The sequence below is a fragment of the uncultured Cedecea sp. genome, from assembly GCF_947498825.1.
GTDB lineage: Bacteria > Pseudomonadota > Gammaproteobacteria > Enterobacterales > Enterobacteriaceae > JGM124.
In genome coordinates, this window is the sequence record NZ_CANMLV010000001.1 from 437,394 (window position 1) to 456,537 (window position 19,144).

The following is a 19,144-nucleotide window of genomic DNA, read 5'->3' on the forward strand; positions in this document are numbered from 1 at the left end:
TCGACGGCATGAATGCCAGCAACACCCAGACGGCTTGAAGTATGAGGCATCGCCCCTTTCCTCATCACAGGAAAGGGAGATTATTAACCTTTCAGTTTTGGATCCAGTGCGTCACGTAGCCCATCGCCCAATAAGTTAAACGCCAGTACAGTAAAGAATATTGCCAGGCTTGGAAAAATAGCCACATGCGGCGCTATAACCATATCAGCCCGCGCCTCATTGAGCATCGCTCCCCATTCAGGTGTCGGGGGCTGTGCTCCCAGTCCGAGGAATGACAAACTGGCGGCAGAGATAATCGACGTTCCAATACGCATAGTAAAATAAACCACTATCGATGACACCGTCCCGGGTAACAGATGGCGGAAGATAATGGTAGCGTCTGAAGCGCCAATACTGCGGGCTGACTCAATATAGGTTTGTTGTTTTAGCACCAGCGTATTGCCACGAACCAGGCGAGCAAAGGCCGGGATACTAAAGATGGCAACAGCGATGATAACATTCGTCATCCCACTGCCCATCACCGCCACTACCGCAATCGCCAGCAAGATCCCCGGGAAGGCAAATAATACATCGCAGATACGCATGATAATGCGGTCCCACAGACCTTCATAATACCCCGCCAGCAAGCCAAAAAAAGTGCCGATCATGGCACCAATCAGCACCGAAAAGACACCTGCAGCTAATGAGATACGTGCGCCTACCAGTACCCGGCTGAAAATATCCCGACCCAGTGAATCAACGCCAAACCAGTGGCTGAGTGAAGGCCCGGCATTAAGCTTTTCGTAATCGAAATAGTTCTCCGCATTATAAGGTACAATCCACGGAGCAATCAGAGCGACCGCTATCAGCAAAACGATAAAGCCCCCGGAGATCATCGCCACCGGCTGGCGGGAAATACGTCGTAAGAAGGTCTGCCAGGGAGTATTCATCCTTCCTGGTTTCACAATAGGCATAGCATTGAGAATGGCCTGGCGTCGCCAGTTAAACAGCTTCATCCTGATTGATACCTGATGGTCGGGTTAATGGCGGCATAGAGAAGATCCACCACTAAGTTAATCACAATAAACTCCAGCGAAAATAACAGCACTTCGGCCTGAATCACCGGATAATCGCGCATTTCAACCGAGTCCACCAGTAACCGTCCAAGCCCTGGCCAGTTAAATACCTTTTCGATAACTATCGATCCCCCCAGCAAAAAACCAAACTGAAGGCCCATCATGGTCAATACCGGGATCATGGCATTACGCAGGCCATGTCGGGTAATGACAAGAGTTTCGCTTAAGCCTTTAGCACGGGCGGTGCGGATATAATCTTCCTGTAGCACCTCTACAAATGAGGCGCGGGTAAAACGAGCCATGACTGCAGCGACGGCGGCCCCCAGAGCCAGCGAGGGTAAAATATAGTGTTGCCAGCTATCTGCGCCGACCGTCGGTAACCAGCCCAGCTCAACTGAGAATATCTGCATCAGCAGCATCCCTAAAGCAAAAGCCGGAAAAGAGATACCCGACACAGCAATCACCATACTCAGTGTATCCGGCCAGCGATTACGCCAAACCGCCGCAACAATACCAATAATCAATCCAAATAATGTCGCCCATGCCATGCTGGCAAGCGTCAGCAGTAATGTGGGCATAAAACGACTGGCGATTTCTTCCGTGACCGGGCGTTTTGAAACCAGTGAAGTGCCGAAATCACCATGCAGGATATTACCCATATAGTGCAGGAACTGTGACCATAACGGTCTGTTCAAACCCAGCTCTTCGCGAACCAGCTCAATAACCGAGGCGTCCGCCTCGGGTCCGGCAATAATACGCGCAGGGTCACCCGGTAACAGATGAACGAATAAAAACACAATCACTGCCACAATCAGCAGTGTCGGAATCAACCCCAACAGACGTTTGAGGAAATAATTGAACAATATTGCCCCTGTCACACAAAAAGGCAAAGCAATCTGCCTTGCCACAGAAAAACCAATAATGGATGGCGCGCAGCACCATCCATCCTGCACGGATTTTAAGCAAAAATTATTTTAAATCAGCATCATCAAAACTAAAACCGGTATCTGGCATCACATAAAATCCGGTTAAGTTTTTGTTGTGTGCCGAAACAAGCTTCTCGACCACTAAAGGTACCCACGGAGATTCTTTCCAAATAATATCCTGAGCGTCTTTATAAAGTCTGGCTTTCTCTTCAGGTTTGGTTGTTTTTAATGCTGCCGTCAAATCACTGTCAACCTGCGGATTATTATAAAACGCGGTATTAAACAGCGTAGGTGGCCAGTTAGTTGCGGCAAAAAGCGGTGATAATGCCCAGTCAGCCTCTCCGGTAGACGCTGTCCAGCCGGTATAGAACATTCTGACACCACTCTCTTTTTGCCCTTTACCTTCAACTTCTGCCGCACGCTGTCCGGCATCCATCGCGGTCAGTTTGACCTTAACGCCTATCTGGGCCAGCTGTTGCTGGGTAAACTGTAACACTTTTTGCGCGGTACTGTGATTATGGGAAGACCAAAGTGTTGTTTCAAATCCATTTGGATAACCCGCTTCTGCTAATAACTGTTTTGCTTTAGCAGGATCATAAGGCCAGGGTTTGAACTGAACAGAATAAGCGATAGCCGGAGGCACAACGCCCTCAGCTGGGGTAGCATAACCTGCGAAAGCCACTTTCACCAACGCGTCACGGTTAATTGCATAGTTAATGGCTTCACGAACTTTTGGGTTATCAAAAGGTTTTTGCGTCACATTCATACTAATATAACGCTGCATAATTGACGGCGATGCCACGAGTTCAATTTTGCTATTTTTCTCTAAAATACCGGCTTGCTCGTAAGGGATCGGGAAGGCAAATTGCGCTTCACCTGTCTGGAGCATTGCTGCGCGGGTATTGTTATCAACAACAGGTCGCCAAGTGATGCTGTCAAGTTTTGGTAAGCCCGGTTGCCAGTAACCGGCAAACTTTTTCACTTTGACAAAGTCGGTCTGATTCCAAGTTTCCAGCTGATACTGTCCTGTTCCTACCGGGTGAAAACCGATATCTTTGCCATATTTTTGCAACGCGGCAGGTGAGATCATCGCTGTCGCCGGGTGTGCCAGAACGTTAATAAACGCTGAGAATGGCTGTTTTAAGGTGATTTTAACTGTTTTTGGATCGATAACCTCGGTGCTGTCAATCAAGCGATAGAGATTATAACGCTTAAGCCGGTTCTCCGGATTACTGGCACGATCAAGGTTGGCCTTCACCGCCTGTGCATTGAAGTCTGTCCCGTCCTGAAATTTAACGTCAGAACGCAAGACAACCGTATAGTCCAGGCCATTTTCCGACACACTGTAGCTCTCAGCCAAAACATTTTTAAGTTTCATATCTTTATCAAGGCCGAATAACCCTTGATAAAAAGACTTTGCCACTGCCTGAGAAAGTGTATCGTTAGCATCATAAGGATCTAACGTCGTGAGATTAGATCCCACAGCCACGACGATATCTTTGACAGCAAATGCAGGTGAAGCCATAAATGCCGAGGCAAGCCCCGCGGAAATCAACCATTTTTGCGTGCGACGAATTGTCATTATTTTTCTCCAGGGCTCTTTAAACACGATTTTCACTACTACCGATAGTATGCCGGGCAACAAAGTGTCCGGGCGCTATTTCAACTAAGGGCGCGATATAGGGTTCATCTCCCAGGTTCCGCACTGCACTTGACGTGCCATCTGAAACAAGTACCGGTTTTCGCCCCTGGAATGTAGGGTCTGCTACTGGCACCGCTGCCATCAGTTTACGGGTATAGGGATGTTGCGGGTTTTCAAATACGGCGCTGCGCGGGCCAATCTCAACGATTTGTCCCAGGTACATCACAGCCACCCGGTGACTGATGCGCTCCACCACAGCCATATCATGTGAGATAAACAAAAAGGCAATACCCAATTCCTGCTGTAAATCGAGTAATAAATTAATTATCTGAGCGCGTATGGAGACATCCAGCGCAGAAACAGACTCATCAGCAATGACAACTTTAGGATTCAGGGCTAAAGCGCGAGCAATGCAAATACGCTGGCGTTGACCACCTGAAAACTCATGGGGATAGCGTGAAGCATGTTCCGGCAGTAAACCCACTCGCTCCAGCAGCGAGGCAACCCGGAGTTCTGCTTGCTCAGGCTTCATGACCTTATGTACTAATAAAGGCTCGAGAATCGAGTACCCCACGGTCTGGCGGGGGTCAAGGGACGCATAAGGGTCCTGAAAGATAAACTGGATATCTTTACGTATCGACTGCATGTCAGCATTAGAAAGATTATCTATCCGCCTGCCATCAAAACTGATGGTGCCACTCTGATTTTTCACCAAACGCAGTAATGAACGTCCGGTCGTCGATTTACCGCTGCCTGATTCGCCGACCAGCGCCAAGGTTTCTCCGGGGCGTAAATCGAAGCTGACTTTTTCTACCGCATGGACTTGACGTTTAACACGGTTAAAAATACCACCGCGGATCGGAAAACGTGTGACTAAGTCGCGTACTTCAAGAATGGGTTTTGCCCCTGCCGGAATGGTATCTTGCGACGGAAAGGTGATTAATTTATCAGAGCCATCTGAAGAGATAACCGGAAACTTTTGAGGAAGTGCATGTCCTGTCATCGCACCAAGACGAGGTACTGCTGCCAGTAATGACTGAGTGTAACGATGCTGAGGATGACGAAAAATCTGTTCAACCGGGCCACTTTCAACCGCCTGGCCTCGATACATGACTAATACACGATCGGCAATATCCGCCACTACGCCCATGTCGTGGGTAATAAAAATCACCCCCATCTGCATCTCTTCTTGCAGAACGCGGATCAGTTGCAAAATTTTCGCCTGGATAGTGACATCCAGAGCCGTTGTCGGTTCGTCCGCAATCAGGACTGCCGGGCGACATGACAGCGCCATTGCAATCATCACTCGTTGACGCATGCCGCCTGAGAGCTGATGCGGAAAACGATTCAGTATATCGCGGGCATCCGGAATACGAACTCTTTCCAGCATCAGCCGGGCTTCTTCAAGCGCTCTTTTATGTCCGATTTTCTGATGTAACTGAATCGCCTCAGCGATTTGTACGCCAACGGTAAATACCGGATTAAGCGAAGTCATCGGCTCCTGAAAGATCATGGCGATATCCGCGCCTCTGACATTACGCATCTGGGCATTGCTCATTTCCAGCAAATTAGTCACTTGCTGACTTCTGCGGCGTAACAACAATTCTTCACAGGTCATCTGACTGCCAGACTCACTCAGCAAGCGCATCAAGGCCAGGCCAGTGACAGACTTACCTGAACCCGACTCTCCGACAATCGCCAAGGTTTCACCCCGCCCCAACGTAAAGGAAAGATTTTCCACCGCCGGTACTAACTGACCTTGTTGCTCAAAACGGATCGTTAAATCGCGTACTGAAAGCACGTGATCGGTAGCAAGGACATGATTAAGCGGCATCCTCTCTCCTTTTCATCATCAATACCTGCGGAGCCTCATTGCCTGGAGACATCCCTTCTCAGTTTAAGGGTAAGGTTATGTTGTCTTGCTTAGCACTCGCGAGAAAGCTGCCTGTATTATCTGGAAACAACGTCTTTCCCCATAAAAGCATGCTCAGCGTTTTGTTGCAAATTTAGCAGTACGGATGGCAAATCGCCGGATAAATTCAAATCTGTGACCGGGATTAAAATCAATCACGATAAAAAGATGAAAACCGTGATTTATCACGACTAAGTGACTAATGTTTGCAGTGTACTATCACTAAAACTTGAATCAATGCACATTTAAGCATTTCTTATCCTGGTTTTGTTGTTTATACCCTAAATAATTCAAGTTGCTTGTAGGCGCAGAGTCAATCCTGGCGATGAGCATAGATAAACTATGTGATTTGGCAGGATTGACGAAGGTAACACCCAAGCAACTTGAAGTATGACGGGTATATACCCCAAACAATTCGAGTTACTTGTAGGCGCCAAGTTCAGCCCGTCAATGAGCACAGACAAACTATGTGATTCGACGAGATGAACGTAGGCAATCCCCAGGCAACTTGACGTATGACAGGGATATTGGGTCGAAGTATTCGCGCTCAGCACTCACATTAGAAAAACCATTTTTGCGTACAGAAGCAATTAAGGAGAGGTATCGTGGCTAAGGTTTTACAACTATCATCACTGGCGTTATTGATTGCTTTTAATGTCAATGCCGCAACCGTTGATTTACGGGTTATGGAAACATCTGACATCCACAGTAACCTGATTGATTTCGATTATTATAAAGATAAACCGACCGAACAATTTGGTTTAGTGCGTACTGCAACGCTGATTAAAAATGCTAAAAATGAAGCCACCAACGCAGTTTTAGTGGATAACGGTGATTTAATCCAGGGGAGCCCGCTTGCTGATTACATGGCAAATAAAGGCTTAAAAAAGGGTGAATCTCACCCTGCTCACAGCCTGATGAATACCATGGGTTATACAGTGGGTAATTTTGGTAACCACGAATTTAACTTTGGATTAGATTATCTGCAAAAAGCTATTGCTGGCGCCCATTTCCCCTATGTGAATGCCAATATCGTCGATGCCAAAACAGGGAAGAATTACTTTAATCCTTATATTATTGTCGACACACCGGTGAAGGATCGTGACGGAAAAACACATAATCTAAAAGTGGGTTACATTGGTTTTGTGCCGCCACAGATTCTTATTTGGGATAAGCAAAATCTGGAAGGTAAAGTGATGGTTAATGACATCACGGAGACCGCCAAAAAATTTGTTCCGCAAATGAAGAAGGAAGGCGCTGATATCATTGTTGCTATTCCTCATTCAGGTTTCTCACAAGAACCTTACAAAGCAATGGCAGAAAACTCCGTTTATTATCTCAGTGAAGTGCCGGATATCAACGCTATCATGTTTGGTCACTCTCATGGCGTATTCCCAGGAAAAGAGTTTGCCGGTATCAAGGGGGTTGATATTGAAAAAGGTACCGTAAATGGTGTTCCTGCTGTTATGCCTGGCCAGTGGGGCGACCATCTTGGGGTAGTTGATTTAGTCGTAAATAATGACGATGGCAACTGGAAAGTGGTTGATGCCACGGCACATACCCGCCCGGTTTACGATAAAGCCAATAAAAAAGCATTAGTTGAACGTGATGAAGAGCTGGTAAAAATTATTGATGAGCAACATGAAGGCACCCGCGACTTTGTCGGGAAACTCATCGGTAAAGCCTCTGAAAATATGTATAGCTATCTGGCACTGGTTCAAAGTGACCCAACCGTACAAATTGTCAATGATGCTCAGGCAGATTATACCCGGAAATTTATTCAAGGCGATCCTGACTTAGCTGATTTACCCGTATTATCCGCTGCGGCTCCTTTTAAAGCAGGCGGGCGTAAAAATGCACCGGCTGAATTTATTGAAGTGGAAAAAGGTGATTTAACGTTCCGCAATGCAGCAGACTTGTATCTCTATCCAAATACATTAGTCGTTGTGAAAGCCAGTGGGGCTGATGTGGTCGAATGGCTGGAATGCTCTGCCGGCATGTTTAATCAGATAGACCCACAATCCACTGCCACACAAAACTTGATTAACTGGGATGGGTTCAGAACATATAACTTCGATACGATCAGTGGTGTAAATTATCAAATCGATTTAACTCAACCAGCAAAATACGACGGAGACTGTCAGACGGTTAATAAAGATGCAAATCGAATTAAAAATGTTACCTGGCAAGGTAAACCTATTGATCCGAAAGCCACATTCTTAGTGGCAACCAATAACTATCGTGGATATGGCGCCAAGTTTGCAGGGACCGGCGATGACCATATTGTTTTTGCATCCCCCGATGAAAATCGCTCAATTTTAGCGGCTTATATCGCTAAAGAGTCAAAAGACAAAGGTGAAATAAGCTCTAAAGCGGACAATAACTGGTCCTTCACTCCGATTAAAACGGATAAAAAATTAGATATACGCTTTGAAACTTCACCAAGCGAAAAAGCAGTAGCCTTTATTAAGGAACATGCTCAGTATCCCGTGAAGCAAGTGGGGACTGATGAAACTGGCTTTGCAATATATCAGGTATCTCTGACAGCAAAGTAACCATTTAAATATATGGCCTCCTCCTCCTTCGCACCACGTGACTCAGGAGGAGGATATAATAAATTATATTCTTAAAAAGACTAAAGAGAACAACCGATCTAAATTATACATTATCAATAATAAATAATCCTGTTATAACTATATAGTGATTTTAATATGTCGTAATCAAATAAAAATGCTGATGAGTATATACTCAAAATAATTCAAGGTGCTTGTAACCAGCAAGTTAAGACTGCTGATGAGCACAGATAAACGATGCAATCCGGCAGCACCTGTAACATCCGGACAACTTGAAGTAGGACGAGCATATATTGCTTTGAGTATTTATCCAGTAAAGCACTGTGTGTTCATCACGTCAGTGCTTTTTACATGCGAAGAACTGTATATTTTAAAAGTGATTATTCTGACAGCAAACATTCAGAGTGAGCCATTCTCTGGCATAATACCGCTTTGCTTTATCCGCCATCGAGGAATCAAACATGGAACATACCGCCGGACTTATCCCCCTGGAAACTGCGCTGGAAAAGATGCTGTCGGGTATCTCAGCCGTGACCGAAACACAGACCTTAACATTACTCCAGGCAGCAGGACGCATCACTGCGGCACCGGTTATCTCCCCTATTGATGTTCCTGGTTTCGATAATTCAGCAATGGATGGTTATGCGGTAAGAATGGCGGATATTGGTTCGGGAGCGGTATTACCCGTTGCAGGCAAAGCCTTTGCAGGGCAGCCGTTTACTGGTGTCTGGCCAGAAAATAGTTGCATTCGTATTATGACGGGTGCACAGATCCCGCCAGGGACTGATGCCATCATTATGCAAGAAGACGCAGAAATCTGTGACAGTGGCGTTCGTTTTCCTGTTTCAGTTCGCCCGGGTCAGAACATTCGTCGGCGTGGGGAAGATATTGTTGAAGGTGCGACGATCCTTAATAGCGGAATAAAACTGAGCGCGGCTGAACTGGCAATGATAGCCTCACTCGGTATCAAGGATGTTCAGGTATTTCGCCCACTCAAGGTAGCGGTATTCTCAACAGGAGATGAACTTCGTTTACCAGGCGAAACACTGTCTGAAGGACAAATTTACGATACCAACCGCCTGGCGGTGCATATTATGCTGTCTCAGCTCGGTTGTGAGGTAACAGACTTAGGGATTATTCCCGACAACGAACAGGCTTTACGTACCGCCTTCCAAGTGGCCTCGCAACAGGCAGATGTGGTTATCAGTAGTGGTGGTGTTTCAGTGGGTGAGGCTGACTATACGAAACAGATCCTCGAAGAACTGGGCGAAATCAGTTTCTGGAAACTGGCTATTAAGCCCGGAAAACCTTTTGCCTTTGGGCGTCTGAGTGATAGCTGGTTCTGTGGCTTACCGGGTAATCCTGTTTCTGCCGCCGTAACTTTTTATCAGTTAGTTCAGCCCCTTCTGGCACGACTCAGCGGGCAACAGGGGCTTGCTCTCCCTGCCCGACTACGAGTACGCGCTGCTGAAAAATTGAAGAAAAGTCCGGGACGGCTAGATTTTCAACGCGGTATCCTCAAAACGGGAACCCACGGCGAACTGGAAGTGTATAGTACCGGACATCAAGGGTCGCATATATTTAGCTCTTTCAGCCAGGCGAACTGTTTTATCGTACTTGAACAAGAGCGCGGACATGTCGAGGCGGGTGAATGGGTGAATGTTGAACCCTTTAACGCCCTGTTTGGAGGCTAAGATGGAAGTGCTGACTGATGCCGAAATGCTGCGTTATAACCGTCAGATAGTGTTGCGGGATTTTGATTTTGACGGTCAGGAAAAGCTTAAAGGCTCCAGAGTTTTGGTTGTTGGTCTTGGGGGGCTGGGTTGCGCAGCAGCACAATACCTTGCAGCGGCAGGCGTGGGGCATTTAACTCTGCTGGATTTCGATACTGTAGCGCTTTCCAATCTTCAACGTCAGACTTTGCATCATGATATCAATATCGGTCAACCTAAGGTCTTCTCTGCTCGTGATACGCTGACAGCGATTAATCCCCATATCCAGATTGATACTATCCCCAGTCTGTTAACCGAACAGCAGCTCCATCAGCAGATTACCCAACAGGATATTGTGGTGGACTGCACCGATAATGTTGATATCCGTCAGCAGCTTAATCGTGGCTGTTATGCGCATAAAGTGCCGCTGGTTTCCGGAGCAGCTATTCGTATGGAAGGCCAGATAAGTGTCTTTACCTGGCAGCCCGGAACACCGTGCTATCGCTGTCTGAGCCGGTTATTTGGTGACGCAACCTTGAGCTGCGTTGAAGCAGGTGTCATGGCGCCTCTGGTGGGCGTTATCGGATCGCTACAAGCAATGGAGAGTATCAAAGTTCTCACTCACTTTGGTACTCCGCCAGCAGGGAAAATAGTGATGTATGATGCGATGACTTGCCAGTTCAGGGAAATGAAACTGATGCCCAACCCTCAATGCGAAGTCTGTGGAAACACTCATCTGTAGATATCATTCGGGCAAGAATTGCTCCTTGCCCGCTGTTATTCACTAAATCGTCAGCATTACTCTGGCAATCTGGAAATAGATAATCAGCCCGGTACCATCGATAAGCGTCGAGATAAAGGGTGCAGACACCAGCGCAGGATCGATATTCATGCGGCGTAATAGCATCGGAATTATCGAAGAAACAATCGCACTCCAGATAGTAATCGCAATCAGTGTCAGACTGACAACAACCATGACTTCATAACCGACACCTAACGTCCACGCCCGCAAGAAGCCCGCAGCACCGATAGTCAGGGCAATTAATACCGCAGCGGAAACTTCTTTACGCAGAATCGCGCCTAAGTCTTTCAGACCGACTTCACCCAGCGCCATCGCTCTGATTAAGGTTGAGGTTATCTGCGTTCCAGTATTTCCTCCCGTACCAATCAGTAACGGAATAAAGAATGCCAGCGCGATCGCGGTTTCCAGCTGATCTTCAAATGACTTAATCACCGTTCCGGTATAGGCTTCCGCAACAAAGAGCAATAATAGCCAGACCGATCGTTTACGCCACAGAGTAAAAATACTGTTTTCCAGATATGGCGTTTCCAGCGGTGATGAAGCGCCCTGAAGCTGGCTATCTTCAGTTCCTTCATCTTCTTTTAATTCAGCAATTTCTTGCGGACCTAAGATACCAATAATTTTGCCATTATTAAGTACCGGAATATAATTTATCGCTGTTTGTTTTAAAAAAACGCTCGCTTCATGACGCGGTTTATCTATTGCTAATGAATATTTAATACCTGTCATTAAATCGCCGATAAAGGTATCAGTATTTGCGTTCAGTAAATTTTTTACTGTCACCAAACCTAAAAGATACCCCTCGTCATCAACGACAAATATTTGCGGAGCAATATATTCACTATCGATATCAGAAAAGAATTTTTCACGCGCGGTATTTACATCAGTCGCAGCTGAGAGAGCCAGATAATTCTGAGTCATATAAGACCCGATATCATGACTTTGTAGCGTAGTATTATCTGCCGCACGGGCCAGAGACTGAGCGTTGTTATGCGCTACGGAAGGTGTTGAAAAGGTCATGATTAACGTTCCCCGATTACTGTTTTATAATAAACAGAACTCATCTGGGGCGAAGCAAGATATGAGAGTGCTAACGCTATCTCCATGTCTCGGTTTTAGCACTGTACAACGTATCCCCTGAATTTCAGGAGGAAGTTACCTGGGGTTATACCTTGACTCGATATAACCTGTCCTAATCTTGGGCGTCTCTCGACGTCGTCAGATCAGTAACCTGTGTTTGTACAGGAGCCTCGCCTAACGAGATACTGCAAAATCTTCGCGGCAGATTTTATTTAAATCCACTTTCATTGCAACTCAAAAGGTGAGCATCGTTTAATATTCATTTATATTTCCCCCAAAATAAATGAACAAACAAAAAACAACAGCAGCAATTCAACCTTTGTCGGCTGATTTTAACAATTCATACATAATTTCAATTGCCTGCAGGCACGGATGACAGTCAGACGATGAGCATCAATTATCACTAATGTTTTTCCAGATCACTTCGAGTGAAACCAAAATCACTCTCATCGCTATTAAATGCAGAAAAATTCGGATCGACGAAACGCTGGCGGTGCGCTTTATTAATCCGGCCAAAAAGATTGCCTTGCCTGGAGGGGGACTGCCGGGACAATTTTTTCTGCTCTATCTGCCATCGCGTTATCGGATCTATTACTGATGTCGGTTCCTCTTGCCATCTCAGTGTAAAGTCTGCTTTGCCAGTAGCAGATAAGCTGGCTGAAAAAGAGAGTAATAGCGCTATCCCTAATTTATTCATCTTTTCTCCATTAGATAAAATATCATCCTGAACCGTCTGTTTCTTACTCTTGCGCAATTTAAAAGCAGTGTAATGTTTCAAAAATAAAGATTAATTCAAAAAACAATCTAAGTTATCGTCAATTTAATAGCGAAAAATACTCTACGCATGACTGTTCCCCATCAGATGTACTTATCATTTATTGACTGTTGTTGATTCGTTCACACAGTGATAACATTCTAAATCTAGCCATTTAGACGGCTAGATTGATAAACGTGCAACAAGAAAGGAAAAACGTTATGTGGCAAGAAAGACTGGCGCAATTAGTCACTACCTGTCATTGGATTGGTGCCAAAGGCTGGGCACCGGCAACTGGCGGAAATATGTCTATTCGTCAGGATGTTGAATGGTGCTGGCTTAGTGAGTCTGGTCGCGATAAAGGCACCCTGACAGCAGAAGACTTTCTTCAGGTTGATATTGCCAGCAATCTCGCACCTTCCGGACGTAAACCTTCTGCGGAAACTGGGCTACATACACTTATCTATCGTTTGTACCCTGAAGCTAATGCAGTGCTGCATGTTCATACGGTCAATGCCACTGTACTGTCACGCATTGAAAAACGTGATGTGCTGAATATTCATGGCTATGAAATGCAGAAATCGCTCGGCGGTCAGACCAGCCATCTTGATACCTTGCCGATAGCTATTTTTGAAAATTCTCAGGATATTAATGGCCTGTCGAAGCATATTGAACAGTATGCGCAACAGCATCCCCTGCAGTACGGCTTTCTGCTGCGTGGGCACGGCCTGACCTGCTGGGGTAAAGATGTCAACGAAGCACGTCGCCATTTGGAAGGGCTGGAGTTCTTATTTGAATGTGAAATGCAACGTCGCCTCTATGAGCGCGATTAGTGCAAAAAAGAGTTAACCGGTCACAGAATGTGACCGGTTTTCACGCTATCAGGCATTAACCGGCGTATTCGCCATAAACGCTTGCAGCTGCTGCCAGTCCACCAGACCGGCATCCGATCCCAACCCAGTCGCCACCAGGGCGGCAACCGCAGAGCCAACCAGGCAGGCCTCTTCGACTGAATAACCTTTCGCCAGAGCGGCAATAAAACCACCACAATAGCTATCACCACAGCCAGTGGTATCGCTGGCAACTATCTGATACGACGGAATACGTATCGATTTTCCATCTTTAAACAGCAGTGAACCCTGAGCACCATCTTTAAAGATACAGCAGCCAGCACCCAAGTCATGGAAGAAGGCCGCAATATCTTCCGGCTCGGTTAAGCCAGAAATATAGGCCGCTTCTTCAAGGGCCGGCATGAAGTAGTCAACATAAGGCAGTAATGGACGCAGTAACTCAAGCGTTCCCGGATTTGGCGCGATTAAATCAAAACTGGTCGTAATGCCACGTTCATGGGCTGCTTTCAGCAACTTCGCGCTTTGGCCCTGATCCATCGCCGCCAGTAATCCCGTTCCACCGTGATGAAGAAAACGACAGTCGAGTATCTCGTCAAAGCTTTCTTCACTGACAAAAAGCTCATCTGACGCTCCCCGGCAATGCAGCGCCGGACGCTCGCCATTAGGTCTGACAGGTAAGATGGTCGCGGAGGTTTCTTTATTTGAAGTCCGCTGAACCAGTGAACAGTCGATCCCCAGGCGCCGATAAGCACCCAGAATAAACTCAGCCTTTTCATCTTCCCCCAGACAGGCAACGGTTGAGGTGCTGATACCTAACTTCGCCGCATTCACCAGTGCCCCGGCAGCCGTTCCCGCCGGATTAAGCCGAATTTGCTCGATAAACTGTACGCTACCACCGGCAGGGATTTCGACCACAGGTCTGCCTGCAATATCCAGAATAGTCAGGCCGACAAAAACCGCATCAAATTTACTCACAGATGACCTCAAACATGTTGCTGACGCAGGCGGGCTTGCCAGAACGAGACTGCCAGCGCCACGACTAAAATAATCCCTACCAGAGCATCTTTAACCAGATAGTTAAGGCCCATTAGGTTGAGTCCGTTATTCACAATTGCCAGGAATAATACACCGCCAAGGGTGCCACTCATGCTGGCACGCCCCTGACGGTTAAAAGCGGTTCCAATAAACACCGCAGCAATAGAGTCCATCAAATAGGACTGCCCGGCCAGTGGCGTAAACTGTCGCAAGTTAGCAGACAAAATGATCCCACCTACCGCGCACAGGGTAGAAGCAATCACTAGCACCCAAAACAGCGTACGCTTATCGGCAATACCCGCGATACGAGATGCTTCACTGTTTTGTCCGACTGCACGAACTTGTTTACCAAACAGTGTGCGCTCAGTTAATAACCACGCAGCCAGCCATATCACCAGCACAATAATCACCGGAACAGGAATACCCAGCACATCACCGACGGCCAGGTTATGGTATTCCGGTGCCATGCGCCGCATGGCAATCGCACCACCACCATCGGTATAGATGCGTTCTACACTGCTGGCGATAAACCATGTTCCCAGTGTTGCAAGGAAGGGTTTAATACGGCATACGATGATTAAAAAGGCATTGACCAACCCAATGGTCATTCCTCCCAGTAAGGCACACATCACCGCCATTTCCCAGGGAAGATGCCAGGTTTTCAAGGCGATTAAGGCCATCATGGCACCAAAATCAATCGCGACACCGACGGACAAATCAATCGCACCGGCACTGACAATCAGTGTCATCGCCAGGGCAACAATCAGTAAAATAGCGCTGCCCTGTAGTAAGTTGCTCCAGTTGCCCAGCGTCAAAAAGACTGGGTTGGACCAGCTAAACAGCAGAATAAATGCCAGCGTGACCAAGGCAAAGCACAGACACGATAACCATGCACGTAGATTACTACCCCGTTTATCTGAAGCAGATGCAGGTGACATTGCAGGAGATAACTTCATCATGACTTTCCTCTATGCTGCAATGCCGAAGCGGCGAGCACTACCAGGATCAGTACCCCTTTGATGGCACCCATCCAGAAAATATTCACACCTAACAGGCCCAGACCGTTTGACAAGGCATTGACCAGTATTGCGCCCAATAATGCCCCCCAAATCGTCACCACCCGGCGACGTGAAAATGCTCCACCGAGAAAGGTCGCGAGCACCATCTCCATCAGCAGTGGTGTCGCAGTTCCACTTGAGCTGCCGGATCCTTGAGCCAATAACGGAAACACGGCAAGTGCAGCAGCGATGGCGGCGATAAACCATGAAGCAAGGATCAGACGGCGGACATTTAAGCCCGACATCTGGGCCATATCTTTACCGCCCCCTACTGCCTGTAAATGCTGGCCAAAACGGCTGTGGTGTAACAGAACCTGGAAGCCAACAAAAACCACCACCAGATAGATAAGGGCATAGGGCACGCCAAACGCACTGCCATCACGGAAGCTCATCATCAACGGATCGTCAACGCTAATGCGGCGTTGGCCGGTGATCAAGTTGGTTACCCCTGTAAAAGCCACGGAGGTGGACAGTGTTGCCAGCAATGGCGGCAGTCCGGCGGCAAGCACCAACAAGGCGTTAATACCACCGCACACCAGGCAAGCGATTATCAGACCCGCTAACATCAGCGGCCAGGGGATCATCCACTCCATCATACCCAGGCTCAGCAGCGCAACGCCCAATACTGCGATGGCAGGTAAAGAGAGGTCGATACCGCCAGAGACCACATCATCACCACCAGCAGCAATCACGTACACCAGGCCAAAGCTTAAAATTGCCAGCGGGACACTTTGTACCAGCATACGGCTGATATTTTCCCAGCTTAAGAAGTAAGGCGACTGGACACTGAGCCAGATAAGCAGTAAAGCAAACAGCAGTAAGGGAATTTTTTCAAATAGCCCGCGCAAAGAACGCGAGCTAAGTTTTTGGGTTTCAGTACTCATTGTGGTTGTTCCTGCCCACCGTTAATCGTTGCCAGTAACATATCAAGCGTCAGTCCGGTGGTAGATAAATCAGCGACTAAGGCACCGCGCCACATCACCAGAATGCGATCGCATAAGCCGAGCAGCTCACTGGCGTCACTTGACGAGACCAGTACCGATCGCCCCTGCTCTGCCAGCTGGCGCGTACGTTGATAGATATCACTGCGAGCACCAATATCCACGCCAAGTGTTGGCTCATCCAGAATAAACAGCCGGGCATCCGTCCCCAGCCAGCGCGCCAGAATCACTTTCTGCTGATTCCCGCCACTCATATGGCGAACCGGTATCATGGGTGAACCAGGGCGGATACTTAAACGTTCAATCCAGTCGCGGGCTTTCTGTAGCGCTTTACCGCGATGTTCCCAGCCCAGCGTGGCATTGTCGCTCATTGAGGCAAGGTTAATATTGTCGGCAGCAGAAAAAGGAAGCACCAGCCCCTGATGACGTCTGTCCCGTGGCACCAGTGCCATTCCTGCGCGAATCGCCTGGCGGGGGGTCCGTATGCGGCAAACTTTGCCGTCGATAGCTATCTCACCGCTTTTCGCTTTATGCAGGCCATAAAGTGCGTCGATAAGCACATCGCGACCGGCGCCTAATAATCCTGCGACACCGACGATTTCACCGCGCTGAATAACAAAGCTTATATTTTTTAACTGCTGGCCATCGCTCAGAGACTGAACGGCTAATAGTGGGTGGTCAGTGGGGGCAACATCATGACGCTTATCACGAACAGCATAGAGCTGCTCTATCTCACGACCGACCATCATGCGAATCAAGGCATCTGTATCCTGCAATAACGCACGGTCAGGATAACCGACGACTTCACCGTTACGCAGTACCGTTCCCGCATCACAGAGCAAGGCAATCTCATTGAGATAGTGGGAAATATAGAGGATAGCAATGCCTTGCTGTTTTAAACGCAATATGGCGTCAGAAACCAGACTGGCTTCATGGACTTCAAGGGGAGCGGTGGGCTCATCAAACACCACCAGCTTCGCGGCACCATCAATCAGCGCGCGAGCAATTTGTACCAGCTTACGCTCAGCTAAGCTTAACTGACTGATAAGGCTGTCCGGATCGAGGGAGATTTGCCAGGTATCCTGGAAAAACTTGCGTGTTATTTCACGCATTTGTTTGCGGTTTAGCAGACCCGCCTGATGCACTGATTCTTGTCCCAGAAACACCGACTCAGCGACGGTAAAATGAGGAATAAGATTGAGTTCCTGGTGGATAACCCGAATGCCCATGGCTTCAATCGCCGCAGGTTTACCGAGAGGGAGTGGCTCGCCATCAAGCGTAGCACTCCCGCCATCTGCCTGGTACACCCCGGCGAGGATTTTAATCAGTGTTGACTTGCCTGCCCCATTTTCGCCAATCAGGCCGTGAATTTCTCCCGGCTTAATCGTCAACGTGACCGCGTTGAGTGCGGCCACGTTTGCGAAACGTTTACTAATGCGGTCCATAACCAGACCGCGTTGCGTATTTTCGCTATTCACTACTTCAATTCACCATAACCCAGTTTTTCATGTACCGCTTTCGCTTCTTCCGGGCCATTCACAGGGACAACCGGAATAAAGGTTTGAACCGGCAGTTTTTCCCCGGCAAAGTAACGCGCGACATTTTCAGCAGAGGTTTTACCAATCAGGGCTGGCTGCTGTGCGACGTTAGCCACAAACGGACTGTCTTGCTCTGCCATGATTTCCAAGGTTTCCGGACCGGCATCAATAGCGGTAACTTTAACATCTTTGTCGCGTCCCGTTTCTTCCAGGGCCTGAACAATACCGATGGCTGGCTGATCCCAGCACGCTACGTGGATAGCATCCAGTTTGCCTTTAGGATACTGGCTTAACAGTTCCAGGGTTTTCTTACGGGCATCTTCCGGCGAGTTAGCAAATTGTTCTGCCAGCTCTGGCTGAATGATTTTAATATTCGGGTAATCATTCAGAACATATTTCCACTGATCATAACGGATGCCACAAATACGTAATGCGCTGGAGAAGGCATTAAAAACAGCGACATTGCCCTTCCCGCCCAAGGCATCAGCCATATTTCGGCCAATCGTTGAACCCAAGGTATAATTATCAGAGGTGGTGTTATTCACAGATTCAGGTGAAACATGGTCAACAGTAAAGACCGGAATACCCGCTTCACGCAAGGCTTTGAATTTTGGCTCAACGGCACTATCACCGAGAATACTGATAACAGCATCGACTTTGCGTGATAATAAAATATCGTGATTATTAGCGTGAACCTGATTATCACGACCACCATCAACGGCGACAACTTTGCCCCCCAGTTTTTCAACTTCTGCAGTGGCACCTTTAAAAGCTTCACGATCCCAGAAGTGCTGAGTCCCCACTACAGCAACACCAACGGTCTTTCCTTGCAGGGACAAAGCATCAGCTGCAAAAGTACTGGCTGACGTCACAGACAGCAGACCCACTGCCGCAGCTAATAGCGTATTCTTGAACTTCATTCTGATAGTTATCCTATATTCGTCACGGGTTGAAACACACAATGACAACAACAACGGGCAGGCCCAAATAAAAAATAATTATAACTTATATTCACATAGTCATATCACTAAGTCACCAGAGAATTAACAGTTATGACATAAAAAAATCCTGATAAAACAGGTTACAAGAACAAATATCCATTTAAAGAAAATGGTTATGCTGTTTTTTTTGAAAGATATCTCATTACTGAAAAATAATATTAACGCCCGAAAAAATATTAATCAGGCCACAATAAAAACCATCTTTAAAGATAAATGCAAAATCATTCTCTAAAATATTCTCTTTTTGACGTCATATTTCACGGT

Annotated in this window: 15 protein-coding genes and 1 riboswitch; of the genes, 4 read left to right on the forward strand and 11 right to left on the reverse strand. The window is 47.3% G+C overall.

Annotated features, from left to right (window positions below; all coding sequences use genetic code 11):
- Positions 1-83 precede the first annotated feature (83 nt).
- The 4 genes from gsiD to gsiA all read right to left on the reverse strand — a co-directional run bounded on the left by gsiD (position 84) and on the right by gsiA (position 5,457).
- Positions 84-995 (reverse strand): glutathione ABC transporter permease GsiD, encoded by a 912-nt coding sequence (gene gsiD / locus Q1A40_RS02175; protein WP_299997183.1) that lies wholly within the window; start codon positions 993-995, stop codon positions 84-86.
- The gene (gsiC, locus tag Q1A40_RS02180) at positions 992-1,918 is read right to left on the reverse strand and encodes a glutathione ABC transporter permease GsiC (RefSeq protein WP_299997185.1); all 927 of its coding nucleotides are present in this window, start codon (positions 1,916-1,918) and stop codon (positions 992-994) included. Before gsiC ends, gsiD begins: the two co-directional genes overlap by 4 nt.
- A 106-nt stretch (positions 1,919-2,024) precedes the next feature.
- On the reverse strand, positions 2,025-3,563 hold the full coding sequence (gene gsiB, locus Q1A40_RS02185; protein WP_299997187.1) for a glutathione ABC transporter substrate-binding protein GsiB: 1,539 nt from the start codon (positions 3,561-3,563) through the stop codon (positions 2,025-2,027).
- A gap of 19 nt (positions 3,564-3,582) precedes the next feature.
- Positions 3,583-5,457 (reverse strand): glutathione ABC transporter ATP-binding protein GsiA, encoded by a 1,875-nt coding sequence (gene gsiA / locus Q1A40_RS02190; protein WP_299997189.1) that lies wholly within the window; start codon positions 5,455-5,457, stop codon positions 3,583-3,585.
- Between the two features lie 683 nt (positions 5,458-6,140).
- Between gsiA and Q1A40_RS02195 the strand changes: the two genes are divergently transcribed.
- The 3 genes from Q1A40_RS02195 to moeB all read left to right on the forward strand — a co-directional run bounded on the left by Q1A40_RS02195 (position 6,141) and on the right by moeB (position 10,562).
- Complete coding sequence (locus tag Q1A40_RS02195; protein ID WP_299997191.1) at positions 6,141-8,090, forward strand: bifunctional 2',3'-cyclic-nucleotide 2'-phosphodiesterase/3'-nucleotidase; 1,950 nt, start codon at positions 6,141-6,143, stop codon at positions 8,088-8,090.
- A 479-nt stretch (positions 8,091-8,569) separates the two neighbouring features.
- Positions 8,570-9,802: a molybdopterin molybdotransferase MoeA gene (gene moeA, locus Q1A40_RS02200; RefSeq protein ID WP_299997193.1), complete on the forward strand. Its 1,233-nt coding sequence runs from the start codon at positions 8,570-8,572 to the stop codon at positions 9,800-9,802.
- Position 9,803: 1 nt separating this feature from the next.
- A complete protein-coding gene (gene moeB, locus Q1A40_RS02205) occupies positions 9,804-10,562 on the forward strand; it encodes a molybdopterin-synthase adenylyltransferase MoeB (RefSeq protein ID WP_299997195.1) in 759 nt (252 codons plus the stop codon).
- 42 nt (positions 10,563-10,604) lie between these two features.
- Here the strand turns inward: moeB and Q1A40_RS02210 are convergent, their stop codons facing one another.
- The gene (locus Q1A40_RS02210) at positions 10,605-11,642 is read right to left on the reverse strand and encodes a magnesium transporter (protein ID WP_299997197.1); all 1,038 of its coding nucleotides are present in this window, start codon (positions 11,640-11,642) and stop codon (positions 10,605-10,607) included.
- 73 nt (positions 11,643-11,715) lie between these two features.
- Positions 11,716-11,891: riboswitch (M-box (ykoK) riboswitch) on the reverse strand.
- 214 nt (positions 11,892-12,105) lie between these two features.
- A complete protein-coding gene (locus Q1A40_RS02215; protein ID WP_299997199.1) occupies positions 12,106-12,399 on the reverse strand; it encodes a hypothetical protein in 294 nt (97 codons plus the stop codon).
- Positions 12,400-12,677: 278 nt separating this feature from the next.
- On the opposite strand from Q1A40_RS02215, the gene Q1A40_RS02220 reads away from it, so the two are divergent.
- Complete coding sequence (locus tag Q1A40_RS02220; protein WP_299997201.1) at positions 12,678-13,289, forward strand: methylthioribulose 1-phosphate dehydratase; 612 nt, start codon at positions 12,678-12,680, stop codon at positions 13,287-13,289.
- Between the two features lie 48 nt (positions 13,290-13,337).
- On the opposite strand, the gene Q1A40_RS02225 is transcribed toward Q1A40_RS02220, so the two are convergent.
- Genes Q1A40_RS02225 through Q1A40_RS02245 form a run of 5 tightly spaced genes read right to left on the reverse strand, consistent with a single transcriptional unit; the run spans position 13,338 to position 18,799 of the window.
- On the reverse strand, positions 13,338-14,282 hold the full coding sequence (locus Q1A40_RS02225) for a carbohydrate kinase family protein (RefSeq protein WP_299997203.1): 945 nt from the start codon (positions 14,280-14,282) through the stop codon (positions 13,338-13,340).
- 8 nt (positions 14,283-14,290) lie between these two features.
- Positions 14,291-15,301 (reverse strand): ABC transporter permease, encoded by a 1,011-nt coding sequence (locus Q1A40_RS02230; RefSeq protein ID WP_299997205.1) that lies wholly within the window; start codon positions 15,299-15,301, stop codon positions 14,291-14,293.
- Complete coding sequence (locus Q1A40_RS02235) at positions 15,298-16,284, reverse strand: ABC transporter permease (RefSeq protein WP_299997207.1); 987 nt, start codon at positions 16,282-16,284, stop codon at positions 15,298-15,300. Before Q1A40_RS02235 ends, Q1A40_RS02230 begins: the two co-directional genes overlap by 4 nt.
- Positions 16,281-17,786: a sugar ABC transporter ATP-binding protein gene (locus tag Q1A40_RS02240; protein ID WP_299997881.1), complete on the reverse strand. Its 1,506-nt coding sequence runs from the start codon at positions 17,784-17,786 to the stop codon at positions 16,281-16,283. Before Q1A40_RS02240 ends, Q1A40_RS02235 begins: the two co-directional genes overlap by 4 nt.
- A gap of 32 nt (positions 17,787-17,818) precedes the next feature.
- Positions 17,819-18,799 carry a sugar ABC transporter substrate-binding protein gene (locus Q1A40_RS02245; RefSeq protein ID WP_299997209.1) on the reverse strand — a complete coding sequence of 327 codons (981 nt, stop codon included), beginning with the start codon at positions 18,797-18,799 and terminating at the stop codon, positions 17,819-17,821.
- Between the last annotated feature and the right edge of the window lie 345 nt (positions 18,800-19,144).